The 15,560-nt window shown below is 70.7% G+C and carries 17 protein-coding genes; 11 read left to right on the plus strand and 6 right to left on the minus strand.

All coding sequences use genetic code 11. From position 1 onward, the window contains the following. The first annotated feature begins 82 nt into the window (after nt 1–82). The 7 genes from ABD785_RS17685 to ABD785_RS17715 all read left to right on the plus strand — a co-directional run bounded on the left by ABD785_RS17685 (nt 83) and on the right by ABD785_RS17715 (nt 5,719). The gene (locus tag ABD785_RS17685; protein WP_344829283.1) at nt 83–679 is read left to right on the plus strand and encodes an RNA polymerase sigma factor; all 597 of its coding nucleotides are present in this window, start codon (nt 83–85) and stop codon (nt 677–679) included. Next, complete coding sequence (locus ABD785_RS17690; protein WP_344829284.1) at nt 676–1,713, plus strand: CU044_5270 family protein; 1,038 nt, start codon at nt 676–678, stop codon at nt 1,711–1,713. Before ABD785_RS17685 ends, ABD785_RS17690 begins: the two co-directional genes overlap by 4 nt. A gap of 194 nt (nt 1,714–1,907) precedes the next feature. Continuing rightward, on the plus strand, nt 1,908–2,918 hold the full coding sequence (locus ABD785_RS17695; RefSeq protein ID WP_344829285.1) for an alpha/beta hydrolase: 1,011 nt from the start codon (nt 1,908–1,910) through the stop codon (nt 2,916–2,918). Between the two features lie 236 nt (nt 2,919–3,154). Beyond that, the gene (locus ABD785_RS17700) at nt 3,155–3,790 is read left to right on the plus strand and encodes a TetR/AcrR family transcriptional regulator (protein WP_344829287.1); all 636 of its coding nucleotides are present in this window, start codon (nt 3,155–3,157) and stop codon (nt 3,788–3,790) included. 43 nt (nt 3,791–3,833) lie between these two features. After that, nucleotides 3,834–4,430, plus strand: a complete 597-nt coding sequence (locus tag ABD785_RS17705; RefSeq protein WP_344829335.1) for an LURP-one-related family protein — start codon at nt 3,834–3,836, stop codon at nt 4,428–4,430. 77 nt (nt 4,431–4,507) lie between these two features. Continuing rightward, nucleotides 4,508–5,344 carry an alpha/beta hydrolase family protein gene (locus ABD785_RS17710; protein ID WP_344829288.1) on the plus strand — a complete coding sequence of 279 codons (837 nt, stop codon included), beginning with the start codon at nt 4,508–4,510 and terminating at the stop codon, nt 5,342–5,344. A gap of 21 nt (nt 5,345–5,365) precedes the next feature. Then, nucleotides 5,366–5,719 (plus strand): antibiotic biosynthesis monooxygenase family protein, encoded by a 354-nt coding sequence (locus tag ABD785_RS17715; RefSeq protein ID WP_344829289.1) that lies wholly within the window; start codon nt 5,366–5,368, stop codon nt 5,717–5,719. Here ABD785_RS17715 and ABD785_RS17720 read toward each other — a convergent pair whose 3' ends face one another. Next, nucleotides 5,720–6,883 carry an aminotransferase class V-fold PLP-dependent enzyme gene (locus ABD785_RS17720; RefSeq protein ID WP_344829291.1) on the minus strand — a complete coding sequence of 388 codons (1,164 nt, stop codon included), beginning with the start codon at nt 6,881–6,883 and terminating at the stop codon, nt 5,720–5,722. 60 nt (nt 6,884–6,943) lie between these two features. On the opposite strand from ABD785_RS17720, the gene ABD785_RS17725 reads away from it, so the two are divergent. Next, entirely contained in the window at nt 6,944–7,975 is a 1,032-nt protein-coding gene (locus tag ABD785_RS17725; protein ID WP_344829292.1) for a CapA family protein, read from the plus strand. Between the two features lie 65 nt (nt 7,976–8,040). Next, nucleotides 8,041–9,126, plus strand: a complete 1,086-nt coding sequence (locus ABD785_RS17730; RefSeq protein ID WP_344829293.1) for a CapA family protein — start codon at nt 8,041–8,043, stop codon at nt 9,124–9,126. A 4-nt stretch (nt 9,127–9,130) separates the two neighbouring features. Here ABD785_RS17730 and ABD785_RS17735 read toward each other — a convergent pair whose 3' ends face one another. The 5 genes from ABD785_RS17735 to ABD785_RS17755 form a co-directional block, all read right to left on the minus strand. Beyond that, complete coding sequence (locus ABD785_RS17735; protein ID WP_344829294.1) at nt 9,131–9,736, minus strand: response regulator transcription factor; 606 nt, start codon at nt 9,734–9,736, stop codon at nt 9,131–9,133. Further along, nucleotides 9,733–10,836 carry a sensor histidine kinase gene (locus ABD785_RS17740; RefSeq protein WP_344829336.1) on the minus strand — a complete coding sequence of 368 codons (1,104 nt, stop codon included), beginning with the start codon at nt 10,834–10,836 and terminating at the stop codon, nt 9,733–9,735. Before ABD785_RS17740 ends, ABD785_RS17735 begins: the two co-directional genes overlap by 4 nt. Beyond that, nucleotides 10,836–11,579, minus strand: coding sequence for an ABC transporter permease (locus ABD785_RS17745; protein ID WP_344829295.1), 744 nt, complete (start codon nt 11,577–11,579; stop codon nt 10,836–10,838). Before ABD785_RS17745 ends, ABD785_RS17740 begins: the two co-directional genes overlap by 1 nt. Before the next feature lie 11 nt (nt 11,580–11,590). After that, complete coding sequence (locus ABD785_RS17750) at nt 11,591–12,469, minus strand: ABC transporter ATP-binding protein (RefSeq protein ID WP_344829297.1); 879 nt, start codon at nt 12,467–12,469, stop codon at nt 11,591–11,593. A 140-nt stretch (nt 12,470–12,609) separates the two neighbouring features. After that, the gene (locus tag ABD785_RS17755; RefSeq protein ID WP_344829298.1) at nt 12,610–13,329 is read right to left on the minus strand and encodes a hypothetical protein; all 720 of its coding nucleotides are present in this window, start codon (nt 13,327–13,329) and stop codon (nt 12,610–12,612) included. Between the two features lie 320 nt (nt 13,330–13,649). Between ABD785_RS17755 and ABD785_RS17760 the strand changes: the two genes are divergently transcribed. Continuing rightward, nucleotides 13,650–14,612, plus strand: coding sequence for a hypothetical protein (locus ABD785_RS17760; RefSeq protein ID WP_344829299.1), 963 nt, complete (start codon nt 13,650–13,652; stop codon nt 14,610–14,612). 305 nt (nt 14,613–14,917) lie between these two features. Continuing rightward, nucleotides 14,918–15,466, plus strand: a complete 549-nt coding sequence (locus ABD785_RS17765) for a septal ring lytic transglycosylase RlpA family protein (protein ID WP_344829300.1) — start codon at nt 14,918–14,920, stop codon at nt 15,464–15,466. Nucleotides 15,467–15,560 lie beyond the last annotated feature (94 nt).

Here is a 15,560-nt window from a genome sequence, read left to right on the forward strand (position 1 = left end):
ATCCTTCAACTTGAACAAAGGTTGAAGTCAACCGGTGCGCATAAAGTGCGGAACCCGGCCCCCGCAGCGGACACAGGCGGACGTGAGCATCTCTGGTTCGACCGACGAAGCGCTCTGGCGCGCGGCGCTGGACGGGGACGAGGGAGCCTTCGGGGTCCTGTTCGACCGGCACCACCGCGCGGTCTACAACTACTGCTTCCGGCGCACCGCCGACTGGGCCGCCGCCGAGGACCTGGCCTCGGTCGTCTTCCTGGAGACCTGGCGGCGGCGCGCGGACGTCCGTCTCGATCACGACTCCCTGCTGCCCTGGCTGTACGGGGTCGCCACCAACGTGCTGCGCAACCACCAGCGCGCCCTGCGCCGCCACGCCGCCGCCCTGGCCAGGATGCCCAGGACGCGCGACGAGGACGACACCGAGGCCGTCGCCGCGAGGGTCGACGACCGCCGGCGGATGCGCGAGATCCTCGACCGCATCTCCAGGCTGCCCCGCCGCCACCAGGACGTGCTGGCCCTGTGCGTCTGGGAGGAGCTCTCCTATGAGCAGGCGGCCGCCGCGCTGGGCGTGCCGGTCGGCACGGTCCGCTCCCGTCTCAACAGGGCCCGCGAGAAACTTCGGGAACCGCTGCCGACGGCCGGACACAGAGGAAGAGAACACGCTTTCAGGGAGGAACTGTCATGAACATCCCGGATCGACGGGACCTGCCTGGGCACTCGACCCGGAGGCAGCATCTGATGAACGAACTCTCCGCCCCCCGCCGCAGCCGTGCGCCGCTCTTCCTCGCGGGCGGTCTCGGCACCGTCCTCGCGGGCGCCGCGGCGGCCGTCCTGCTCCTCGGGGGAGGCACCGGCGGCACCGCCGTCCCCACCGCGACGCCCGACGGCCCCGTCGCCCCCGGCGAGCCGGTCCTGATGTCGGCCGGCCAGGTGCTGACCAGGGCGTCCCATGCGGCGGGCGCGCGTCCCGCGCTGAACCCGAAGCCCGGCCAGTACCTCTACTTCGCCTCGAAGAGCCACCAGCAGGGCCTGTCGGCCGGCACCGGGCAGCAGGCCCCGGAGCCCTTCGACACGACGCGCCAGATCTGGCTGTCGGTGAGCGGGAAGAACGCGGGCCTGATCGACCAGAAGTCGGGCGGCGACCGGATCCACGAGTGGCTCTGCGACGGCCGGAGCCTCCCGGAGGGGCAGAAGAAGGAGAAGCTCGTCGCGTTCGACCCGGCCCACCCCCCGACGGGCTGCGCCAACGAGCCGGCCCACCTGCCGAACCTGCCGGTCACCGCGGCCACGGCGCTGAAGTGGCTCTACGACCACAGCCAGGGCGGCAACCCGCCGGACGTCCAGGCCTTCACCACCGTCGGCGACACGATCCGCGAGCGCTACATCGCGCCGAGGTCGCTGGCCGCCCTGTTCGCCGCCGCGGCGAAGCTGCCCGGCACGAAGGTCTACCGCGACGTCCCCACGCTGGCCGGCGGGAAGGGCATCGCGGTCGGCCAGACCTTCAACGGCCTGCGCCAGGAGCTGATCTTCGACCCGAAGACCTTCCAGTTGATCGGTGAGCGGCAGGTCCGCGACTTCGACACCTCGTTCAGGCCGAAGGGCGGGAAGACGGCCGGCACCTCCTTCACCCCCGAACCGGGCACCAGGGAGGGAGAGGTCGTCTACGCCAGCGCCGAGACGGCGTTCGGCCTGGTGGACGAGCCCGGGACCACTCCCTAGGCCCTTCCCGCTCCCTTCGCGAGAGCGATGTCATCATCGGTTCCGCACGGGAAGGAGCCCGATTTGCAACTCAACGGATCTTCCCGTGCGCAACTTATGTCCGATATGTTGCGACCTACCCCACGGCAATCTTGAAAGTTTCTCATCCAGGCGCGAGGACAGTGAGTGCGGTAGTGATGCGTCGCGTGTTCAGCATGGCGGCTTCGGCCGCGCTCGGGCTCGGTCTGCTGTCGGTCACCGGCCAGGCCGTCGCCGCGGCCCCGGTGCCCGCCGACGACGGCGGGAAGATCATCGAACGTGTGCAGATCGACGCGCAGACGGTCGACATCACGATCGACACCCCGCTCATCGACTCCGAGGACCCGAAGGTCCGGATCATCGTCCCGGTCGGCTGGAGCGCCCGCGCCAAGCGGACGTGGCCGGTCCTGACCGTCCTCACCGGCGGTCCCAGCGACTACCTCGACTGGGTGAACAAGACCGACCTCGAGGTCACGTCGAAGGCCGGCCGGGCGATCGTCGTGATGCCGAGCGGCGGCCGGGGCCAGGGTTATACCAACTGGTACAACAAGGGCAAGTTCGGCAACCCGAAGTGGGAGACCTTCCACACGAAGGAGCTCTCGCAGCTCATCGAGCGGAACTTCCGCGGCGGCACGAGCCGCGCGGTCATGGGCATCTCCTCCGGCGGGCAGGGCGGGGTCACCTACGCCGCCCGCAACCCCGGCTTCTACAAGTACGTGGCCAGCTACAGCGGCATCGTGCACACCACCAAGCCGGGCATCCCCGCGATGATGATGCTGACCGACTTCGGCGACGCCGAGTCCACCCTGAAGGACCCGTTCGACAAGTGGGGCAACCCGCTCACCGACCGGATGAACTGGATGGACCACGACCCCTACGTGCTGGCCGACCGGCTGCGCGGGACCGGGCTCTACCTGTCGGCCGGCAACGGCGACCAGGGCCCGCTCGACAAGGGCCTGCTGGAGCAGATCGGCAGCGCGGGCACCGACGGCGCCCAGACCTACATCCTCGGCTCGATCAGCGAGCGCCTGGTCGGCATGACCAACCAGGACCTGGTCGCCAAGCTGAAGGCCCTGGGCATCCCGGTCACGGCCTCCCTCTACGGCCCCGGCTTCCACCAGTGGGGCTACTGGGACCGCGAGTACAAGAAGGCCTGGCCGCTCATCATGAAGGCCATCGGGGCCTGATTCTCCGGCTCGTCCTCTTCTCCGGCTCGTCTTCGCCCGACGGACGAAGCCCCGCCGCGCAGGGGAGTGCGGGCGGGGCCGATGGGTCCCATGATGACGCGTGGGGCCACGGCGGGACGGGCGCTGGACGGCGTCTTGAACTCCGTGCGGCCGGGTGTTGGTGATCGAGGCCACAATGTGACATCGAGTCGCAAGTTGTAACGCCGTGAAACCGCGCGCCGGGGGATGATGGACGGGTGGCAGGAACAAGCACCCCCGAGACCGGAACCCCGTTGAGGCGCCGACCGGCACAGCGCCGCTCGGCCGAGCGCGTCCAGCGGATGCTCGACGCATGCGCCGAGCTGCTCGACGAGGGCGGGTACGACGCCCTGTCCACGACGCGGATCGCCCAGCGGGCCAACGTCGCGATCGGCTCGGTCTACCAGTTCTTCCCCGACAAGCGCGCCGTCGCCCAGGCCCTCGCGCTCCGCAACCTCGAGGACTTCGGGATCAGGATCGGCGAGCTGCTGTCGGGCTCACGGTTCGAGCGCTGGTCCCAGCTCGTCGGGAACGTGATCGACATCTTCGTCGACATGCACCGGACCGTCCCGGGCTTCCGGGTCCTGCGCTTCGGCGACGTCGCCGACCTCAACCTGCTGGACGAACAGGCCGACAACAACGCCGTCGTGGCGGGGCGGCTGCGCGAGCTGATCGTCACCACGACGGGCGTCGCGGACGGGCCGGAGCTGGAACGCGCCTTCGCCATAGCGGTCGAGACGGGCGACGCCCTCATCAAAATGGCCTTCCGGCGTGAGGTCGACGGAGACGACTCCGTCATCACTGAGGCCAAGGCCCTGATCGAGGACTACTTGTCCAGATATCTCGATCGTTAGGTTGCTTGGGGGGATATCTACCCCTAGGTTGCCTGGCGTGGATATGAACTGGGTTCAGGCGCAGACCAAATTCCTGGTGCGTCAGCGCGTCACCCTCATGGCGAACAAGTACGAAGTGCACAGCTCCACTCCCGACGGGAGGGAGGAGCACATGATCGCCTTCGCGCAGCAGAAGCGCCTCGCGTTCAAGGAGCAGGTGACGCTCTACACCGACGCGAGCAAGCAGTACGTCCTCGGTGGCTTCAAGGCCCGCCAGCGCATCGACCTCGCGGCGACCTATGACATCACCGACCACAACGGCCAGCCGATCGGGTCGTTCAAGAAGGACTTCAAGCGCTCGCTGACCGCCTCCACCTACCACCTGGAGCAGCCGGGCCTGGGCGTGACGACCGGGACCGAGCGCAACAAGAACATCGCGATCCTGCGCCGCATCTGGGGCTTCCTGCCCTACATCAGCGACCTGCCCTTCGCGTGGCCGTACCACTTCGACTTCACCGCGGGCGGCACCCACCCGGTCTTCTCCGTGGTCAAGAAGTTCGGCCTGCGCGACAAGTACACGGTCGAGATCCACGACCCCCGGATCGACCGCCGCCTCGTCATCGCGATGGCCGTCGCCCTGGACGCCCTCCAGCACCGGTAGAAACGGTCGCCTCGGATCGGATGGCGTAATCGGCACTTTCTCAGGTGTTCGATCAGCTCGGATGTCACCATATGGATATGTCCGGTGACGAGCTGACACGGCCGCGCAATGGTTCGGTGCGCGGCGTACCCTTTGTCGCGCTTCCGCCCACGGCCGTGGACGCCCCCGCCTGCGAGGGCCTGGTCGTGTCCTGGCACGCCTTCGACGCGCCGCGGACCGAGGCGGCCCTGGCGGCCGCGGTGCCGATGACCGGGGTGCCCGTCTGGCGGGTCTACCTCGGGCTGCGCCTGCCGGACATCGGGGGGCAGGACTATCTCGATCTGCTCGGCGCCAAGGTGGAGAGCGCCGTGGCCGAGCTCCCGGCCGTCGTCGCCGAGCTGCGGGAGCTGCTGGGCTGCGGCGACGGGGCGATCGGGCTGGCGGGACACGGCGAGGGGGGGACCGCGGCGCTGCTGGCGGTGGCCGAGCAGGCCGTCCCGGTGTCGGCGCTGGCGCTGGTCTCGCCGATCGCGGACCCGGCCAGGACCGTCGCGGCCAGGGAGCGCCGGTTCGGCCCCTACCCGTGGACCGAGGCCTCGCGGACCGTCGCCGAGCGGCTCGACCTGGTCTCCCGCGCGGGAGACATCGCCCGCTGCGACCCCCGCACCCTGCTCGTCGCCGGGGCCACCGACCTGCTCGTTCCCGCCGCCGAGGTCCTCGCCCTGCGTGACGCCCTGACCGGCGCCGGAGTGACGATCACCGAGGCCTCGACCTTCCGGATGGGCCACGCCCTGGCCGCCGAGCCCGGCATGGAGCCGCGGCCCCCGATCGCCGCCGCGGTCAGCGTCGACGCCGCCCTCACCGACTGGTTCCGCCGCCACCTGACCACCCACCCGCCGAAGGCCACCCGGCCCCTGGCCGTCCATCTGTCGTAGCCGCCGCGTAGCGTGAGCCGCATGATCGCGGTCATCTTCGAGGTCACACCCGCGGACGGCAGACGCCAGGACTACCTCGACCTGGCGGCCGGGCTGCGTCCGCTCCTGGAGAAGATCGACGGCTTCGTCTCCATCGAGCGCTTCGCATCCCTCACCACCCCCGGCAAGATGCTGTCGCTGTCGTTCTGGCGCGACGAGCAGGCCGTCCGCGCCTGGCGGGCGGTCGGCGAGCACCGCGCCGCCCAGACCGCCGGCCGCGAGGGCGTCTTCGCCGGCTACCGCCTCCGGGTCGCGGGCGTCATCCGCGACTACGGCCTGACCGACCGCGAGGAGGCCCCGGCCGACAGCCGCGACGCCCATGATCAGAGGCCGTGATCAGAGGGATCGCAGGATCTCCACGGCCTCGGTGAGCTCGTCCTCGGTCACGTAGTAGTGGAACGAGGCGCGGACGCGGTGGCGGGGGGCCGGGCCCTCGTCGTAGCGGTAGGTCTGCTCCGAGACCCGGGTGACGACGCCGCGGGCCGCGAGGGCGGCGACGAGGTCGTAGGCCGCGAAGCGGTCGTGGGTGAAGGTGACGATCGCGCTCTTCTCCAGGCCGCGGTCGTGGACCGTGATCCCCGGCAGATCCGCCAGGGCCGCGCGGAAGGACGCCGCCAGGGCGCGGACGCGGACGGAGATCGCCTCCAGGCCGAGGCCCAGGGCGTAGCGGGCGGCCTCGGCCAGGGCCAGCTCGGCGGCCACGGAACGTTCCCATGTCTCGAACCGGCGGGCGTCGTCGCGGAAGGTGAAGGAGCCGGGCCCGGTCAGGTCGGCGGAGTGCAGATCGACGACCGGCGGATCGAGCTCGGCCATGATCTCCCGGCGGACGTAGAGGAAGCCGGTGCCGCGGGGGCCGCGCAGGAATTTGCGCCCGGCCGCCGAAAGGAGGTCGCAGCGGATCTCCTCGACGTCGAGGGGGGTCTGGCCCGCCGACTGGCAGGCGTCGAGGAGGAACAGGGCGCCGTGCTCGCGGGCCAGCCGGCCCACGTCGGCGACCGGATTCACCAGGCCGTCGTGGGTCGGCATGTGGTTGATCGACACCAGCCTGACCCCGCCGCGCCCCAGCGACCGCTCCAGGGCCTCCAGATCGATCGTGCCGTGCGCGTCGTCGGGGACGACCTCGACGGCCGTGCCGTACCGCTGGGACGCCTGCACGTAGGCCAGGGCGTTGCTGTTGTACTCGCTCGTGGTGGTCAGGATTCGATCGCCCGGTTTGAAGGGGATCGCGTAGAAGGCCCGGTCGAAGGCGTGGGTGGCGCTCTCCACGAAGGCGATCTCCCCGGGACGGGCCCCGACGAGCCGCGCCAGGTCGGCGTAGCCCTCGGCCCGCCGCCCGGCCACGGCGTCGGCCGCCTCGTAGCCGCCCAGCTCGGCCTCGAGGGTGAGGTGCGTCACCATCGTCTCGAGGACCGGCCGCGGCACCAGGGACGCCCCCGCCGCGTTGAGATGGATCGCCCGCCCGGCGCCCGGGGTGTCGCGGCGGAGCGCGGAGATGTCCACTGACGTCCTTTCGCAGCTGAATGCCCGAACCAGCATATTCAGCACGGCATCCTAGGGAACATGATGCGCAGACTGATCGCCCTGGGCGCCGTCCCGGCCCTCCTTCTCACCGGCTGCTCGGACTCCGGTGACGGCGGAGGCGGCGGCAAGAGCGCCAAGGAGCCGGTCACGATCGCGTTCGGCGGCGACGTCCACTTCGAGGGGCAGCTCGCCGGGCGGCTGAGCGACCCCGCCACCGCCCTCGGCCCGATCAAGGAGCAGCTGTCCAAGGCCGACCTCGCCATGGTCAACCTGGAGACGGCCGTCACCGACCGGGGCACGGGCGCCGCGAAGCAGTTCGCCTTCCGCGCTCCGTCGTCCGCGTTCGCCGCGCTCAAGGGAGCGGGTGTGGACGTGGCGACGATGGCCAACAACCACGGCCTCGACTTCGGGGCCGAGGGGCTCGAGGACTCCCTGAACGGTGCCGAGGACAGCGGCTTCCCCGTCGTCGGCATCGGCAGGAACGCCGCCGAGGCGTTCAAGCCCCATGTCGCCACGGTGAAGGGCTCGAAGATCGCCTTCTTCGGCGCCACCCAGGTCCTCGACGACGAGCTCGCGACCGCCTGGACCGCCACCGACGCCCAGGGCGGCCTCGCCTCGGCCAAGGACCCGGCCCGGCTGATCGCGGCCGTCAAGGCGGCGGCGGGCGAGTACGACACGGTGATCGTCGACCTGCACTGGGGCGTGGAGAAGCAGAGCTGCCCGACCGAGAACCAGAAGACCCTCGCCCAGCAGCTCGTCGACGCGGGAGCCGACGCGGTCGTCGGCAGCCACGCCCACGTCCTCCAGGCCGGCGGCTTCCTCAAGACCGACAAGTACGTGCACTACGGTCTCGGCAACTTCGTCTTCTACAACTTCAACGGCCCGACCGCCCAGTCCGGCGTCCTCACCCTGACGGTCAGCGGGCACGCGGTGAAGAACGCCGACTGGGCTCCGGCCGTCATCCAGGGTGCCGGGCTGCCCCAGCCGCTGACCGGCGCCCAGGCCCAGAACGCCTATGTCGCCTGGCAGGCGCTGAGCGCCTGCGCCGGTTTCCCCGCCAAGGCCCAGTAACTTGGTGCCTGCTCAGGGCGGCGATCTGCCATCCTGGCGCCAACACGTTCGGCTGAGGAGTGGGATTGCGCGCGAAGATCATGCTCGGGGTGGCGCTGAGCGCGGCGCTGGCGGCCTCGGCCTGCAGCAGCTCGAAGGGCAATTCCGAGGCCGAGGGCGACACGGGGACGACCGCGCCCAAGACCTCCAGGTCCGCGAAGCCGGGCCCGGAGGCGGAGGCCAAGGAGCCCTTCGTCGTCGCCTTCGGCGGTGACACGCACTTCGAGGGGTCGCTGCGGGCCCGGCTGAACGACCCGAAGACCGCCCTCGGGCCCATCGCCGCGACGCTCCGCAAGGCCGACCTCGCGATGGTCAACCTCGAGACCGCGATCACCACGGCCGGGACGCCCGCCCCGGGCAAGGAGTTCCACTTCCGGGCCCCGATCAGCGCGTTCGCCGCGCTCAAGGGCGCGGGCGTCGACGTGACGACCATGGCCAACAACCACGGCATGGACTTCATGGAGTCCGGGCTCCGCGACTCCCTCAAGGCGATCAAGAAGTCGGGCTTCCCGACGGTCGGGATCGGCAGGAACGCCGAAGAGGCCTACAAGGCCTGGCACACGACCGTGAAGGGCAACAGGGTCGCCGTCATCGGCGCCACCCAGGTCCTCGACGACCACCTCATCCCCGCCTGGACGGCCACCGCGACCAAGGGCGGCCTCGCCAACGCCAAGCTCGTCGCCCCGATGGTGAAGTCGGTGAAGGCCGCTCGCGCCACCTCCGACGTCGTGATCGTCAACCTGCACTGGGGCCAGGAGCTCAGCCCCTGCCCGCTGCCCCGCCAGCAGGAACTCGCCCAGCAGCTCATCGACGCCGGCGCCGACGTCGTGGTCGGCAGCCACGCCCACATCCCGCTCGGCGGCGGCTACCTCGACGGCCGCTACGTCCACTACGGGCTCGGCAACTTCGTCTTCTCCTCGGCGAACGGCCAGACAGCGAACTCCGGTGTCCTGCTGCTGAGGATCGAGGGCCGCAAGGTCACCAAGTCGGTGTGGAAGACCGCGCGGATCTCCGGCGGCCTGCCCTACCTGCTGAAGGGCCCGGCCGCCAAGGCCGAGCTGACCCGCTGGAACGGCCTGCGCCGCTGCGCGGGCCTGAAGGCCACTCCCTAGACGGCTAGAGCCAGCCCTGGGTGCGCGCCCGCTGGACGGCCTCGATCCGGTTCCGGGCGCCCACCTTGTTGATGGCCGTCGACAGGTAGTTGCGGACCGTGCCCTCCGACAGGTGCAGGGACCGGGCGATGTCGCTGATGGCGGCGCCGCTCTCGCTGGCGTTCAGGACGTCCCGCTCGCGCTGCGACAGCGGGTTGGGGCCCGCGCTGAGCGCCGCGGCGGCCAGCGCCGGGTCGATCACCCGCTCGCCCTTGAGGACCCGGCGGATGGCGGCGGCGAGCTCCTCGGCGGGGCTGTCCTTCACCAGGAACGCCGCGGCGCCCGCCTCCATGGCCCGCCGCAGGTAACCGGGGCGCCCGAAGGTCGTGAGGATCATGACCTGGCAGCCGGGGACGGTCCTGCGGATCTCACCGGCCGCGGTGAGCCCGTCCATCTCGGGCATCTCGATGTCGAGCAGGGCCACGTCGGGCCGGACCTCCACGGCGAGCGCCACCGCCTCGGCGCCGTTCGCGGCCGTCGCCACGACCTCCAGGTCGTCCTCGAGGCCGAGCAGGGTGGCCAGGGCGCCCCGGACCATCCCCTGGTCCTCGGCGAGCATCACACGGATCACAAAGAGACCTTAACGGCGAATCCGCCGCCCGCCCGGGGACCGGCCTCGACCTCGCCCCCCGCGGCCGCGACCCGCTCGCGCAGCCCCGTCAGCCCGTTGCCCGGCCGGAGGTCCGGCGCGCCCCGCCCGTCGTCGACGATCTCGACCGAAGCGTCCGTCACGGTGATCGCGCAGTGCTCCGCTCCGGAGTGCCGGACGGTGTTGGTGACCGCCTCGCGCACCACCCAGGCGAACAGGGCGTCCCGGCCGGGCGGCAGCGGTGTCCCGCAGGTCCGGACGGCCGGGGTGATCCCCGCCGCGCCGAGCACGGCCCGGCCGGAGTCGAGCTCCTCGGCCAGCGACCGCTGCCGGTACCCCGACACCGTCTCCCTGACGTCCGCGAGGGCCTCGCGCGCCACCTTGTTGACGTCCTTCACCTCGGCCAGCGACCGCTCCGGGTCCTTGACCGCCATCCGCGCCGCCAGCTCGCTCTTCAGCACGATCAGCGACAGGCTGTGCCCCAGCAGGTCGTGCAGGTCCCTGGCGATCCGCAGCCGCTCCTCCGACGCCGCCAGCCGCGCCACCTCGGCCCGCGCCTCACGGAGCTGCTCGACCAGCTCCCGGGAGTGCCGGAACGCCATCATCATGACGCCGAGGCCGAGGGTGGCGAAGATGATGTACATCGAGCCGGACTCGTCATCGTTGATCAGTACGCACAGCAGGGCCGTCACCGCGGTGGTGGCCAGGATCGCCGGCAGCACGAACCGGCGCGGCAGGAACAGCGCCGAGACGATCGAGACGTAGATCGGCAGACCCGTCCAGTCGGGGCCCATCACCACAGGGAGCAGGACGGCCAGCCCGGCGAGCGAGCCGTACAGGATCCAGCCCCTGCGGGTGATCGGGGCGTTCCAGTGGTCCTGGATCAGCGCGGTCCCGTAGTAGAGGCCGAGGAAGAGCGCCAGCGCGAGCAGCCCGGCGATCCGCTTCGCGTGGCCGTACCCGGCGATCTCCTGGACCAGGGGGATCAGGAATCCCATGCCGAAGGAGAGGCCGATCGCGCGTCCGCGGCGGGGGGCGATCCTCCGCTCCCCGTCCGCGGTGTAGCCGAACACACTGTTCATCACGCCGCCACGGTAGCCCTGCGGTACCCGAAGGTGGCGAGCGCGCCCAGGGCGGCCGTCCAGACCACGAGCACCAGGACGCCCGCGCCGGAGACCCCGTTGCCGCCGACGATGTCCCAGCCGAGCTCGGCCATCCGGTTCGCCGGGGTGTAGGGGGCGATGTCCTGGAGGAAGGAGGGCAGGTTCGACACCGGCACCCACAGCCCGCCGATGATCGCGAGCGGGAAGTAGACCATCAGCATCGCGGGCTGGGCCGAGTCGCCCTTCACGGTCGCGCCGATCAGCGTGCCGAGCGCCGCGAAGGGCAGGACGCCGAGCGTCAGGGCCACGACGGTACCGGCCCACTGCGCCGCCGACAGGCTGACGCCCTTGGTGATGACCGCCGTGAGCGCGACCAGGAGCATGCTCGGCAGCGCCACGGTCAGCGCCGTGACGATCCGGGCCGAGATCACCTGCCACGACCGCAGCGGGGTGACCTGGAGCTGCCGCAGCCAGCCGTCCTGGAGCTCGGTCGCCAGCCGGGGCCCGGTCGTGCTCAGGGCCGCGCCGATCGCCCCGTAGGCGCCGAACGCGACCATCATGTAGGTGTCGACGGTCAGCCCGGTCGTCTTGTCGGACGAGCCGTCGTCGCCGAAGACGTTGGTCCACAGCAGGTAGAGCATCACCGGGAAGCCCACGGAGAAGAACAGGAACCGGCGGTCGCGGAAGGTCCGGAGGATCTCGAGACGCGTGTACTTGATCATTTTCGTGGTCCTTACTTGGTGAGGGAGAGGAAGGCGTCTTCGAGACCGGCGCCCGTGATCTCGAGGTCACGGATCTTCAGCGTGGTCTTCTTGAACAGGGCCTCCGCGGTGCCGTCGGAGTCGTCGGTCCGCAGGGTCACGGTCGCGCCGTGGATCTCGACGGCGGTCACGCCCGGCAGGGCGTCGAGCCCGGCCGAGGGCTGCTCGCCCAGGGTGAAGCGGACCGTGCGGCCGCCGGCCATCCTCTTGATCTCGGCGGGGGCGCCCTCGGCGATCACCTTGCCGTGGGCGATGACGATCACCTGGTCGGCGTTCTCGTCGGCCTCCTCGAGGTAGTGGGTGGCGAACAGGACCGTCCGGCCGCCCGCCGCGTAGTCCCGCATCGACGCCCAGAACAGCCGCCGCGATTCGACGTCCATGGCCGCGGTGGGCTCGTCCAGGACCAGCAGGCGGGGGGAGCCGGCGATCGCCATCGCGAACCGCAGCCGCTGCGCCTGCCCGCCGGACAGGGTGTCGGCGCGGCGGCCCGCCAGTTCGGTGAGGCCGGCGAGCTCCAGCAGCTCCGCCAGCTCCAGGGGGGCCGGGTAGAGGCCGCGGACGAAGTCGGCGATCTCCCCGACGGTCAGGCCTGAGGGGAGCTTGGCCTCCTGGAGCATCGCTCCGACGTAGCCCTTCTCGACGGCCTTGGCGGGCGTCTCGCCGAAGACCGAGATCTCCCCCGAGTCGATCTTCGCGAGACCGAGCAGCATGCTGATCGAGGTGGACTTGCCCGCGCCGTTCGGGCCGAGGAGGGCGATGGACCGGCCGGCCGGGATCGTGAGGTCGATGCCGTCGACGGCCTGGACGGCGCCGAAGGCCTTGCGTACCTGGGAGAAGGTGATCGCGTTCATGTCTTCGATACTGGATTCCGGGCCGCCGCCGGGTTAGTGCCGCCGATCACCGCTTCGCTGTGACAAAAGTCAGAAGCCCCGGAACCACAGGGGTTCCGGGGCTTCTGAGGGGCTTTCGGGTGTGCGGGGGCCTTCGGGTGCTACTCGCCGTTGTCGAACTGGAAGCTCGCGGGCACCTTCACCTTGGCGTTGTCGGCGGCGGTGCCGTAGACGACACCGATCTCGCGGTGCGCGGTCAGCTCGATCTTGCTCGGGTCCTCCGTGACCTCCTTGCCGTCCACGTAGAACTTCAGCGTGTGGGTGGCGTCGGTCTTGAGCAGGCCGATCTCGGACGCGCTCAGCGGGACCTCCCAGATCTTGAAGACCTGGTCGAGGTAGAACGGCTTGCTCTGGAACGCCTCGACGTGGATCACGCCGCGGGCGTCATGGGTGTGCAGCTCGGCGATGTGGCCGCTCAGCGTGTCGATGCCGAGGTTGGCCGGGACCGCGACGGGCTGCCCGTTGATGAAGATCGAAAGGTGGGAGTGCTCGTGCTTGGCCGAGCCCTCCTCCATGCCGCCCTTGACCTCGAGGCCCAGCTTCTCGGCCGCGGCGACCGGGTCGGCCGGCAGCGCCCAGGACCCGCCCTTGGGCGGTCCCTCCGCCAGCCGGGCGGCGTTGGCCTTCTCGGCCTTCTTCTTCTTGTCCTCGTCGCTCTTCTGGATGGCCCAGAAGGCGCCGCCCACCAGGGCCGCGACGATCACGAGGACGACAGAGAAGGTGAGCAGCCAGCGCAGGCGTTCCTTGCGCTTCTCGGCCGCGCGCATGGCCGCCACCCGCTCCTTGGCGCTGCCGCCGCCCGCCTTGCTCTTGGTTGCCACTGCTCTGTCCTCCGGGGTCTCTTCGCGACCACACCATGGCATGGTCCCGCTAAAGGGTAGTTAAGAGCTTGGCCTGGTTGGACCCGTTTGCGCTACCTGCCCCGCGACGGTCACCGCCCCGGCGGCCGTCCGGTTAGGTGTGCTTCGATGACAAAAGTGACCTGAGAAATGGCGGATATGCCATTCCGGTAGATCGTTCTCTCCGTTCTTCATGAATTCGGGATTCGGCTGTGCGCTCGCCGTGACCTGTACTAACGTCCCCGTCTCGAACGGTGCCGCCGAAGGGGCGGTGAATTGAGCCACCTCCGGGGGGAACAGAAATGAAGAGCACGACCAGGAATATGCTGCTCGCCGCCGCGGTCGCGCCGGTCGCGCTGTTCGGCGCGCTTCCCGCGCACGCCGACACGACCGACGGACCCACCGCGGCGCTGCTGCGGGGCGCCACCGCGCAGACCCCGGTCGCCGACCTCGCCGACCCGGTGGTCTCGGGTCCGGCGAAGGTGGTCGACGGCCTGGTCACCACCACGCAGGGCAACGGCCGGGTCAGCGCCTCCCGCACCGGCGCGCAGGACGTCTTCGCCGAGCTCGGCACGGTCGCCGGCGACGCCCTCGGCCTGAAGATGGACGGCCTGTCGTCCCGCTGCGTCACCACCTCGAAGGGCGCGATGCGGGCGGTCACGAAGATCACCGGTGGCTCGGTCCAGGGCAGGAGGCTGCCGCGGACGCCGGTCGCCAACACGAAGGTCCCGCTGCTGGACGGCGCGATGGCGATCTTCAACAAGCAGACGAAGGACGCCGAGGGCGCTCTGACCGTCACCGGGATGCACGTCACGGACCGGACGGGCAAGGTCAGCGAGCTGGCCGTGGCCAAGTGCGTGCCGGCGCAGCGGATCGTGGCGTCCGCGCGCAGGAAGGGCGGAGACCCGGTGTCCGCGCTGCTGACGGACCTGCTCGGCGGCAGGCTGCCCGGCCCGGCGGGACCGGCGCTCCAGTCGCACGCCGACCGGGTCAACGGGTTCGGCGGCGTGACCGACCAGGTCACCGGCCTCGCCCAGGGACTGCCGATCGCCGACCCGGCGCGGGCCGTCGAGAGCCTCACCGGCGGCCTTCCCGCGGCCGGCCTGCCCGGCGGCGCGAGGCGTTCGACGACGCAGGGCCTGCCCGACGTGCTGCCGGTGGGGCAGGGCGACACCCTGTCCGGCCTGCTCGGCGGGCTGCCCGGCACCCCGGGCACGCTGCCCGCGGGCATCGGCGGCCTGCTCCCCGCGCTGCCGATCGGCTGAGCCGTATAACACCGAGAGATCTGCACGACCGGACGCGGTCGTGCAGATCTTTTTCTGTTGTGATCGATAAGAGATCTGCGAGATAACCACACGGTAACGGTGATCTTCCTCTAGTGTCACTCTCGGTCGAAATCCGGGGTGAGAAATCCCACAACAGGCGTTCGGAACGGAAGGTTCCGGCAATTCCGACGTAGCGTCGCGTCCTGTGCTCCCCGGCCCCATGGGTGTGGCCGCGAACTGAACAAGCACCCCCGCGCAGGCCTCCAGTGCCGCGCCGTCCTTGCCCCCTAGCTTGGGATCCCCCTGTGCGCAGAATCGTGATCATCGCTGCCGTCGTGCTGTCCGCCGTCCCGCCGGCCGTCAAGGCCGTCCCCGGGGCACTGGCCTCGCTCCGCGGCACCGAGACCACCGACGTCGCCCTCGTCCCCTCGGCTCCGGCCGCCTCCGCGAGCCCCTCGGAGGCCCCGGTCTCCGGCGGTCCGGCCCCCGGCGGCGCGGCCCCCGCGGAGGACGCCTTCGCGGCGCCGAAGCTCCAGGTCAAGAAGGCTCCGGCCGGGGCGAAGGTCGTCTCCACCGGAGAGTGCCGGGCCTCCTTCTACGGCGAGGGCCAGGCGACGGCCAGCGGCGAGCCGTTCGACCCCGAGGCGCTGACCGCCGCCCACCGCACGTTCCCGTTCGGCTCCCGGGTCCGTGTCGTCAACGAGAACAACGACGAGGCCGTCGTGGTGCGGATCAACGACCGCGGCCCGTTCACCCCGGGCCGCTGCCTCGATCTGTCGACCGCCGCGATGCGCGCCGTCGGCGGCACCGGCTCCGGCGTGATCCCGGTCCGGTACGAGCTGCTCGCCGCTTAGGGGCTGTTTCAAAGTCAACTGCCCTACTGCGCGGCGCCCAGGCACGCACCTCGCGAGGTTGTCGTCGGTCGCCGACCCAACCAGGTCGACTCCC

It is taken from the genome of Actinocorallia longicatena (genome assembly GCF_039534125.1).
Taxonomy (GTDB): Bacteria; Actinomycetota; Actinomycetes; order Streptosporangiales; family Streptosporangiaceae; genus Actinocorallia; species Actinocorallia longicatena.